Source organism: Streptomyces sp. NPDC002730 (assembly GCF_042888805.1).
Classification (GTDB): domain Bacteria; phylum Actinomycetota; class Actinomycetes; order Streptomycetales; family Streptomycetaceae; genus Streptomyces.
Window position 1 is genome coordinate 1 of the sequence record NZ_JBIAQG010000040.1, and the last position, 9,022, is coordinate 9,022.

The 9,022-nt window shown below is 68.0% G+C and carries 8 protein-coding genes and 1 pseudogene; 4 read left to right on the forward strand and 5 right to left on the reverse strand.

Annotated features, from left to right (window positions below; genetic code table 11):
- Nucleotides 1-119: 119 nt before the first annotated feature.
- Genes ACFYXH_RS41910 through ACFYXH_RS41920 form a run of 3 tightly spaced genes read right to left on the reverse strand, consistent with a single transcriptional unit; the run spans nt 120 to nt 3,032 of the window.
- Nucleotides 120-398, reverse strand: coding sequence for a hypothetical protein (locus tag ACFYXH_RS41910; RefSeq protein WP_389574989.1), 279 nt, complete (start codon nt 396-398; stop codon nt 120-122).
- 56 nt (nt 399-454) lie between these two features.
- Entirely contained in the window at nt 455-1,831 is a 1,377-nt protein-coding gene (locus ACFYXH_RS41915) for an SLC13 family permease (protein ID WP_389574992.1), read from the reverse strand.
- Between the two features lie 13 nt (nt 1,832-1,844).
- Nucleotides 1,845-3,032, reverse strand: coding sequence for a CaiB/BaiF CoA transferase family protein (locus ACFYXH_RS41920; protein WP_389574995.1), 1,188 nt, complete (start codon nt 3,030-3,032; stop codon nt 1,845-1,847).
- 134 nt (nt 3,033-3,166) lie between these two features.
- On the opposite strand from ACFYXH_RS41920, the gene ACFYXH_RS41925 reads away from it, so the two are divergent.
- The 4 genes from ACFYXH_RS41925 to ACFYXH_RS41940 all read left to right on the forward strand — a co-directional run bounded on the left by ACFYXH_RS41925 (nt 3,167) and on the right by ACFYXH_RS41940 (nt 7,361).
- The gene (locus ACFYXH_RS41925; protein ID WP_389574998.1) at nt 3,167-4,057 is read left to right on the forward strand and encodes a LysR family transcriptional regulator; all 891 of its coding nucleotides are present in this window, start codon (nt 3,167-3,169) and stop codon (nt 4,055-4,057) included.
- A gap of 17 nt (nt 4,058-4,074) precedes the next feature.
- Nucleotides 4,075-4,311: a hypothetical protein gene (locus tag ACFYXH_RS41930; RefSeq protein ID WP_389575001.1), complete on the forward strand. Its 237-nt coding sequence runs from the start codon at nt 4,075-4,077 to the stop codon at nt 4,309-4,311.
- A 636-nt stretch (nt 4,312-4,947) separates the two neighbouring features.
- Nucleotides 4,948-5,955, forward strand: coding sequence for a DNA-directed RNA polymerase subunit alpha (locus ACFYXH_RS41935; protein ID WP_389575004.1), 1,008 nt, complete (start codon nt 4,948-4,950; stop codon nt 5,953-5,955).
- A 269-nt stretch (nt 5,956-6,224) separates the two neighbouring features.
- Nucleotides 6,225-7,361 carry a Fic family protein gene (locus ACFYXH_RS41940; protein WP_389575007.1) on the forward strand — a complete coding sequence of 379 codons (1,137 nt, stop codon included), beginning with the start codon at nt 6,225-6,227 and terminating at the stop codon, nt 7,359-7,361.
- A 216-nt stretch (nt 7,362-7,577) separates the two neighbouring features.
- On the opposite strand, the gene ACFYXH_RS41945 is transcribed toward ACFYXH_RS41940, so the two are convergent.
- Together ACFYXH_RS41945 and ACFYXH_RS41950 are read right to left on the reverse strand one after the other, a co-directional pair.
- Nucleotides 7,578-7,955: a hypothetical protein gene (locus ACFYXH_RS41945; RefSeq protein ID WP_389575010.1), complete on the reverse strand. Its 378-nt coding sequence runs from the start codon at nt 7,953-7,955 to the stop codon at nt 7,578-7,580.
- Nucleotides 7,952-8,835, reverse strand: a pseudogene (locus ACFYXH_RS41950) (IS5 family transposase). The gene ACFYXH_RS41945 and the pseudogene ACFYXH_RS41950 overlap by 4 nt, the downstream one beginning before the upstream one ends.
- Between the last annotated feature and the right edge of the window lie 187 nt (nt 8,836-9,022).

The window sequence follows — 9,022 nt, forward strand, 5'->3', positions numbered from 1 at the left end:
CTATCTCCCACAGGCCCTCCGGAACGATCCATCCCCACCGTCCACTCCCCATGCCCAGAACAACTGCCAACTCGCCATGTAGGACACGGTCTTAGCCACGACAGGAGAAGCACCCGGATTTATCCGCGGGGAGGAGTCACCTCGATCAGAGAACGCTTGGTCGCGCCGATCGCCGCGTCGGCGGCCTTCTTGGGCATGGTGGACCTGGCGGAGGAGGGCGGGCGGAGGTCCTCCACCGCCAGCGGGTCGTGATCATGGGCAACCCGCTCGGCCCACTTTCGGCCGGTGTCCTCGCGCTGCCGGGCGACCCACTTGTGCAGCTTCGCGGTCTGCCGCTGGGCATTTCTTGCTTGCTGACTTGACCACAGGTCGCGGTGACCGCCGAACCGTCGGCCCACGCATTCGGGCCTCGCAACAGGCCTTTCCAGCGGCGCCGCCGGGCCGAGAGCTATGCTCACCACCAGCCGAACGCGAGCCAGGTGAGGAAGGGCGCGACGACGATCGAGATGATGCCGTAGGTGAGGAGCTGGCGGAACAGGCGAGGTCGCGCCGACGGTTCTGCGGCTCCGAGGATCAGGCCTCCGGTGATGCCGAGCGGGTTGATGTCGACCAGTACCGAGGCCAGCGCCAGGGCGAGCACGCCGCCGACTGGGGAGATGCCGTCGGCCACCAGTGGAGGCAGCAGCGGTATGACTGTCACGAACACTGCGATGGAGCTGGCGGCGAACGATGTGACGCCCGCTATGTAGCAGAGAACCAGCAGGCTGAGCAGCGGCGATCCCTCGACTTGAAGCAGGTTGCTGATCTGTTTGAATGCGCCGAGATCCTGCATCAGGCCCACGTATGTCAGCAGGCCTCCGATCAACAGCACCACGCCCCACGGGATCTGCGAAGCGATCGCGCCGGGCTCCAGCCGGAGCACCAGTTGCAGAATGATCGCAGCGGTCAGGCCGAGGTAGCCCACGTTCATCTCGAAGCCGACCGACAGTACGACGACGGTGAGCAGACAGAGCACCGTGAGGGCGCGGGCTCCGCGGCTTCCTGGCGACGCCCGGGACGGCGAGGAGACGGCTGTCGCCGGCTGGGTGCCTCCGGTCGCGCCGGACGCGCGGGGCCTTTCGTGCGGATCGGGTGAGGTGCCCTGCAGGCCGGTGACGGTGACCGGCGCAGCGACGCCGGCCGGGTCGGTGCCGCCAATCGGGGCGGTGGCCCGGCCGGGCGGCACGGCACCGGTCCGCGAAGCGACAATCAGGCATCCCGCACATACGAGTAACCCTGTGAGTAGTCCGCCGAGCAGGAAGGTCACCGGGGCCGAGCCGGGCAGGCCGATGCCGAACTTGGCGCTCAACTGGCGGGCGGTGACGCCGTAGACCGCAAGCGGCGAGAGAAGTCCGCAAATGATTCCGTTGATGCCGACGACGGCCGCCACCAGTGGTGAGAACCCGTACCGCGAGGCGAGACCCAGGGCGATGGGGGCGACGATGGCGGTTGCGGCCGCCGGCAGGGTGCCGAACGCGGTCAGCACGGCGCCTATGACGAACGGGACCAGCGCAACCAGCAACAGCCGCCCGCCGACCAGCCGGAGCAACAGATCGAGCAGCCAGTCGAGGGTTCCGTTGAGCTGGACGGCGGCGAACAGGGCCGTCACCCCGACTATGAGAACGAAGAAGTCGGCAGGGAAGAACTTCGTCACGTCGTCCGCCGGCACGCCGGCGGCGAGACCGAGGAGAAACGCCGCGGACAGGGCGGCCAGCCCCAGGTCGAATCCGGGTATCAGCGTCGCCGCGAAGAGGGCGACCAGGACGATGATGGACAGGACCGCGACAGTCATGGGCAAGCTCTCCTCAGACTACTCCTCGGTGGCGCAGATCATCGATGTCCTGCTCGGTGAGCCCGACGAGGTCCCGCAGCACTTCGGTGGTGTGCTGACCTAGAACCGGGGCGTCGCGCCCGATCGTGCCCTCGAAGCCCGAGAAACGGCCGGCCGGAGCCTGCATGAGACGGGGACGTCCCCCGTCTTCGTCCGGTATCTCCACTACCGATCCGCGGGCACGAACGTGCGGGTCGGCGCAGATGTCCGCCGCCGAGTTCACCGGCCCTGCGGCCACACCGGCCTCAAGGAGCAGGGACATCAGCGGCTCCAGGTCATGCGATGCGACGAAGGCGGCGACGCGCGCCTCGATCTCTTCGCGGTGTTTCAGCCGCGCAGTCATGGAGTTGTGGACGGCGAGGTCCCCGGCGTCCATGACGGTGACCAGCCGTCGCCACATCTGCTCGGTCGACGCGGGCAGGGCCAGCCAACGGCCATCGCGGGTACGGTAAAGGCTGTTGGGGCTGATGTGCGGATTCTCATTACCCTGACGCTCGCGGTTCTCGCCGGTCGCGCCGTACTCGACGACGAAGTCCTCCATCATCCGCAGCAACGGCTCGTAGAGGGGGATGTCGGCAAGCTGGGCCTCGCCGGTGAGATCCCGCTGACGCAGTGCGAGCAGAGCCGCGAACGCGGCGTAGATGCCGGTGACGCCGTCGGCGATCGGGTAGCCGGCGAAGAACGGCGGCTGATCCGGTGCGCCCGTGCGGTAGGTCAGGCCGGCGAAGGCCTCCGCCACGCGGGCGAAGCCCGGGCGGTCTGCGTAGGGACCGGTGCGGCCGAACGCGCTCACGTGAACCATCACGAGGTCCGGCCGGTGCGCCCGGAGGTCGTCGAAGTCGATCCGGAACCGGCGCAGCGTTGCCGGGCGGAAGTTGGTCACCACGATGTCAGCGGATCCGGCCAGCCGACCGACCAGTTCGGCCGCGTCGGGGTGGTGCAGATCGACGGTGACGCTTCGCTTGTTGCGGCCGAGCATCGTCCAGGCTGCCGACCCGCCGTCCTCCAGCGGCGGGTAGAGCCGTGCCGGATCACCCTCATCCGGATGCTCGATCTTGATCACCTCGGCGCCGAACTCGCCGAGCAGCGAGGACGCCAGCGGGCCGGCCAGGATCGTCGACACGTCCAGGACACGAACTCCGCTCAGCGGGCCATCGGACACGATGTATTCCTTTCACGTCGAGACCTCGTACCTGCCCTGCAACCAGGGCATTCGTCACAATGCCCTGCCGTGGGAGGGTCGGGAAGGCGGGATGCGAGTTCGCCAGTGAAAGGTTCTGCCTTTATGATGAACCGATGCGGGTGGAGAGAGCGCGGTACTTCCTAGCGGCCGTCGAGACAGGGTCGCTGCGCTCAGCGGCCGTCCGGTGCAGAGTCAGCCAGCCCACCGTCGGTCAGCAGATCGCGCTGCTCGAAGAGGAACTCGACGTCGTCCTGCTCACACGCAGCCGGCGCGGCGTGCGTCCCACACCGGCAGGTCAGGCCTTGCTCAAACCGCTGGGCCGGCTGGTCGCGGCCGAGGAGGCGGTGCGGGAATCGGCCATGGAATCAAGCGCCGCATACCGCGGCCTGGTCCAGATCGGCAGCGTCTCGGTGACCGCGGAGACGATCATTGCTCCCGTCGTGGGGCACCTGCGCGAGCACCATCGCGGACTGCGGTTCACCGTCCGCGAGGGAGCCTCCGCCGACATCGAGGCCGCCGTACTCGACGGCGGGCTGGACTTCGGGGTGATCACCATGCCGATGAGCCCGGCTGCGACGGGACTGCACCGGGTACCCCTCGTATCGGCTCCTGTCGGGATCTACACGCTCACCGACCACCCCCTCGCCGGGCGCAGCCACGTCCACTGGCACGACCTCGAGGCCTGGCCCATCGTCACCATGCGGACGGGCACCGTGATGTGGGAGATGCTGCACCGGCATGTGGCTGGTCCCGACGTCGTCATCCAGGCCATGTCGGCACGCACCGTCAAGGTGATGGTCGGGCAGGGTGCCGGGCTCGGCCTCCTCCCCCGCTTCGAGACCTCGGCCGACATCCCCGACCTGGTCTGGCTTCCCCTGCACGACACAAGCCCCGTACACCTGTGCCTGACCCACCGTCAGGACAGCCAACCCTCACGATCCGCCCTCCTCGTCCGACAACTGATACGGGCCAGAGCCGACAAGCTGACGGAGCAAGGAATTTAGGCCGCGCCCTGTCTGCGATGCGCGCAGGAGCAGGCAGAAAGACGCACATCCATGCCGACTCCCGATCACGGTTCTCCACTCGATCGCGGCGGGCGGAGGAGAAGCACGCAACGGAAGCGACCCGGACGGTGGACTTCGGGGCGGTGGAGTCCGAGCGGCCCGCCGGTCCCGGGAGGCAGCCGCAGGGGAGCGATGTGGGGTACATGCTGATGGCGGACTACCGGGCGGGCCGGTACCACCACGACGAAGACTGATCCGGCTGAGGACCTGTGTGCCCCGGCTGTTTTCGGGCCAGCGCTGGGCTGCTCGCTGTGGCGACAGGCCGGCGAAAACGCCGCCTCCCTCACCTGCGCGAAGGTGGCCGTCACGAAGGTCACCCGCAGCGCGGGCGGCGCCCGCCCTGCCAGGGACCAGCCTCTGTCGCGGAGTCCCGTCCCGCCGGGCAGGCGCAGGCTCCCACCGGTGGCGAGCCGCACCCGTTCTGAGACCAGCGACAGCTGGAACGGGCCGCGGCCGTTGACCAGCGAGGCTCTGGCAGCACAGATGTGCACCGGCTCGTGGCAGCAGGCGCCCGGCGCGTTCGCCGCCGTACCTCAGCGAACCGCGGCGGCCTGAGCGGAGCGTCGTGGATCTTTCGGCCGAACTGGGCGGTCAGCCCGCCCCGTTGATGTCCGGCTGGATAGCGTGGCCCGGTTGGGGAAGAGGCTCAAGAAGCGGGGCCGAGCCCCGCATACGGCGTATCGGCGCGCAGCGCGTCATCGACCGTTCGGGAAGATGGCCGAGGCGGCTGAGATGGCACTTGGGCAGCGTCGGGCGGTGCGGCCTCGTGCAGGTCGTGTTGCCGATACCGTGCGGTGTTTACGGCGTCAAATAGCTGGAGGCCTTACCTCATGCTGATTGCTCAGCGTCCCTCGCTGACCGAAGAGGTCGTCGACGAGTTCCGCTCCCGGTTCGTCATCGAGCCGCTGGAGCCGGGCTTTGGCTACACGCTCGGTAACTCCCTTCGCCGTACGCTCCTCTCCTCGATCCCGGGTGCGGCTGTCACGTCCGTCCGGATCGACGGTGTCGTGCACGAGTTCACCACCGTGCCGGGCGTCAAGGAGGACGTCACCGACCTCATCCTGAACATCAAGCAGCTGGACCTCTCCTCGGAGCACGACGAGCCGGCCGTGATGTACCTGCGTATGCAGGGTCCCGGCCTGGTCACCGCTGCTGACATCGCCCCGCCGGCCGGTGTCGAGGTGCACAACCCGCACCTGGTGCTCGCCACGCTGAACGGCAAGGGCAGACTGGAGATGGAGCTGACCGTCGAGCGCAGTCGCGGCTATGTCTCCGCCGTGCAGAACAAGCAGGTGGGCCAGCCGATCGGCCGTATCCCGGTCGACTCCATCTACAGCCCGGTGCTGAAGGTCACGTACAAGGTCGAGGCGACCCGTGTCGAGCAGCGCACCGACTTCGACAAGCTGATCGTCGAGGTTGAGACCAAGCAGGCCATGCGTCCGCGTGACGCCATGGCTTCGGCCGGTAAGACCCTGGGCGAGCTGTTCGGTCTGGCGCGCGAGCTCAACATCGACGCCGAGGGCATCGACATGGGTCCGTCCCCGACGGACGCCATGCTCGCTGCCGATCTGGCGCTGCCGATCGAGGAGCTCGAGCTCACCGTCCGCTCCTACAACTGCCTCAAGCGCGAGGGCGTCCATACGGTCGGTGAGCTTGTCGCCCGTTCCGAGGCGGACCTGCTCGACATCCGCAACTTCGGTGCGAAGTCGATCGACGAGGTCAAGGCGAAGCTGGCCGGCATGGGCATGGGCCTCAAGGACAGCCCGCCCGCATTCGACCCGACCGCCGCCGCCTTCGGCGACACGGACGCGAGCTTCGTCGAGACCGAACAGTACTGAACGCTGCGCCGGGTCGCGCGGAGCCGGGAGTCGACCTTCCGGCCCGCACGGCCGGTCAGGCAAACGGCCACACGCCGCCGAGGATCTCCCCGCGGTCCGCTGGTCCTTGCATCACACCCGATCGGCCAAGGAGCCTGCGCCGGTGTATGTCCGGGCCTGCCCGTCGGCGCAGCCGGGTGCCGGGTTCAGCCGGCCCCGCCCGCACGGAAACGGGAGCGAGCACACGGTGTCTGGTTGACATGATGATGGTGTCATGGTGGCATGGGGTCATGTTGTATGAGACGCCGTCGCTGGATGCCGAGGATCTACGCGTCCTCGAGGAGATCGAGGAGATGCGGATACGGCTGCGGCATCAGCTGCGCGCGCAACCCCGGTGGTCCGGGCAGTTGCGGCGGAATCTGACGGCGCGGGCGATCGCCGGGTCGAACACGATTGAGGGCTACGCCGCGACCGTGGACGATGTCGAGGCGCTGATGGCCGGTGAGGAACCGCTGGAGACCGAGGACCGCACCCGGGTGGAGCTGGAGGGCTATCAGCGCACGATGACGTACATCCAGGCCCTCGCGGACGCGGACGACGGCTTCCGGTACGACGCGGGCCTGCTCAATGGTCTGCACTTCATGCTGCAGGGTCATCACCTGGACAAGCGGCCGGGCCGTTGGCGGGACGGGCCGGTCTTCGTCACCAGCCCCGACGACCCGCTCGTGCCGGCCTACACCGCCCCTGACTTCGAGCAGGTAGCCGACCTGACGAGGGAGTTGATCGACTGGCTCAACGATGGCGACCTGGACGCTCCTGTGCACGTGCGCGCGTCGATGGCGCATCTGAACCTGGTCAACATCCACCCCTGGAAGGACGGCAACGGGCGCATGTCCCGCGCCCTGTCGACGCTGGTGTTCGCTCGCGAGGCGCTGATGCCGCCGGAGTTCTCCTCCATCGAGGAGTGGCTCGGCCGCGGCCAGAACACCTACGGCTACTACCGCGTGCTTGAGCAGGTCGGTGGCCCGAACTGGAGCCCGGGGCGGGACACGCACCCGTGGATCCGCTTCTGCCTGGAGGCCCACCACCGGCAGGCTCAGCAGGCCCAGCGCCGTACTGACCTACTCTCGCGGGCCTGGATCCACCTGGGCGAAGCCGCCGCCGAGATGAGCCTGGACGAGCGGGTCGTCTACGCGCTGCTGCCGGCGTTCTGGGGATCGAAGGTGCGACGCACCGTCTATCAGCAGGACGCCGACCTCTCCGATCAGCAGGCCATCCGCGACATGCGCGAGCTCGTCCGCCTGGGCTGGCTCATCCCGCACGGAAAGGCCAGGGCGCGCTTCTACGGCCCCGGACCGCGGATGGACTCTGTACAGGAGGCGGTCCGCCAGTCCCTCGAACCGTACGCCGACCCGTACCGAAGCTGATCAGCCCAGCCCTCCCGTCGGTGTGCGCAAGACATGGCGAACGGCCCCGGACCGCAACCGCAACCAGCGGTCCGGGGCCGTTCCGGTATCCGTCGCCGCTACGCGATGCGGGCTGGCCCATCCGCGGGAGCTGATACGACGGCGGGCTCGGCAAACAAGGGCAGCCAGGTGGCGCCCGGCTACCGACGCGTGACCAAAGAGCTCAAGCCAGCAGCATTACCGGCCAGACCCCGTGAGGAAGCCTTGGCGGGTGAGGCGTCCGAGACGGCTGCGGGTGATGTTGACGGATGCCTCGTCGGTGGGCATGCCGAGGAGTTCGTGCAGCTCACGGGCTCGGAACTCTTGGTCGGGGTGCTGGGTGAAGGTGTTCACGATGGCCTGGTAGGAGGTGTTCGTCTCGGGCGGTGCGGATTGGCCTTCAGTCGGTGCGAGTTCGGCTATGACCTTCCGGGTGGTGGCCAGGTCCGCAAGTCGCGCCTCGGTCTCGGCCAGGGCGGCGGTCAAGTGCTGGATCTGGTCGCGCAGTTCACCGGCCCGGGCTGTGGTCTCGTCGTGCTGGGCCTGAAGGTCGGCCAGGAGCTCGATGACGTTCACGCGGCCAGCCCGAGGGAGTCGCGCCAGGACGGACTCGGTGTGGCGAGGCGGCGGGCCATGTTCGCGATCGAGGCCCAGTAGACGCGCGAGGTGGAGGTGTCGGGCCGGTGGTCGTACTCGCGGGCCAGGCGGCGGTGCAGCATCAACGTGCCGTTGACCTGCTCCACGATCCACCGCTTGGGCTGCGGGACAAAGCCTTTGCCCTGGTCGCCCGGGTTGCGGCGGACGACCTCGATGTCGATGTCGATGTCGATGTCGATGTCGATGTCGATGTCGAGCAGGGCACCGTGGATGAGAACCTCGTCCTTGAAGCCTTGGTCCACCAGGGCCTTCTCCAGCCGCATCCCGCACCGCTCGGCTGCCTGGTCGAGCAGGGCGGTGCCGGCGGCGTTGTCGTGGGCGGACGCGGCCAGCACGACGACGCCGATGATCAGCCCCAGAACGTCGACGGCCAGTCCCCGCTTGCGGCCCGACACCCTCTTGTTGGCGTCCAGCCCCGTCGTGGTCTTCGGGACACCGGCGGCCGCGCGGACGGACTGGGTGTCGATGATCACGAGGGACGGGTCCTCTAATCGCCGGGCTCTCTCTCGCACCTGGCAGCGCAGGAGTTCCTGGATCCGCTGGTCAAGACCGTCTCCGCGCCACAGGCCGAAGTAGTAGAACACCGCCGACCAGGCCGGGAAGTCGTGGGGCAGGTAGCGCCACTGACATCCCGTCCGGTTCTGGTAGAAGCTCGCGTTCACGACCTCCCTCAGATCGCAGGCCCCGGGATCACGGTCGCCGACCGTGCCACCCTGTCCTGCTTCCAGGCCGTGATCAATGGCTCGATCAATGCCCAATGCTCATCCGATAAGTCGCTCGGATACGGTCTTCGGTCCATGCCCGCATCCCAGCATGCGCATGACGAACGGCTGGCTCGTACGGCGATCAGTACCACGATCGAGCGATCACAAACCAGGTGAGTTCGGACTTAACGCCCTCTGAAGGCTCTGCCGCCCCGGCAACGGCAGGTCCTGCTCCTGCCCCTTCAACTCTTCACTCCCGCAGAGATTGCAGAGCAGTTGGAG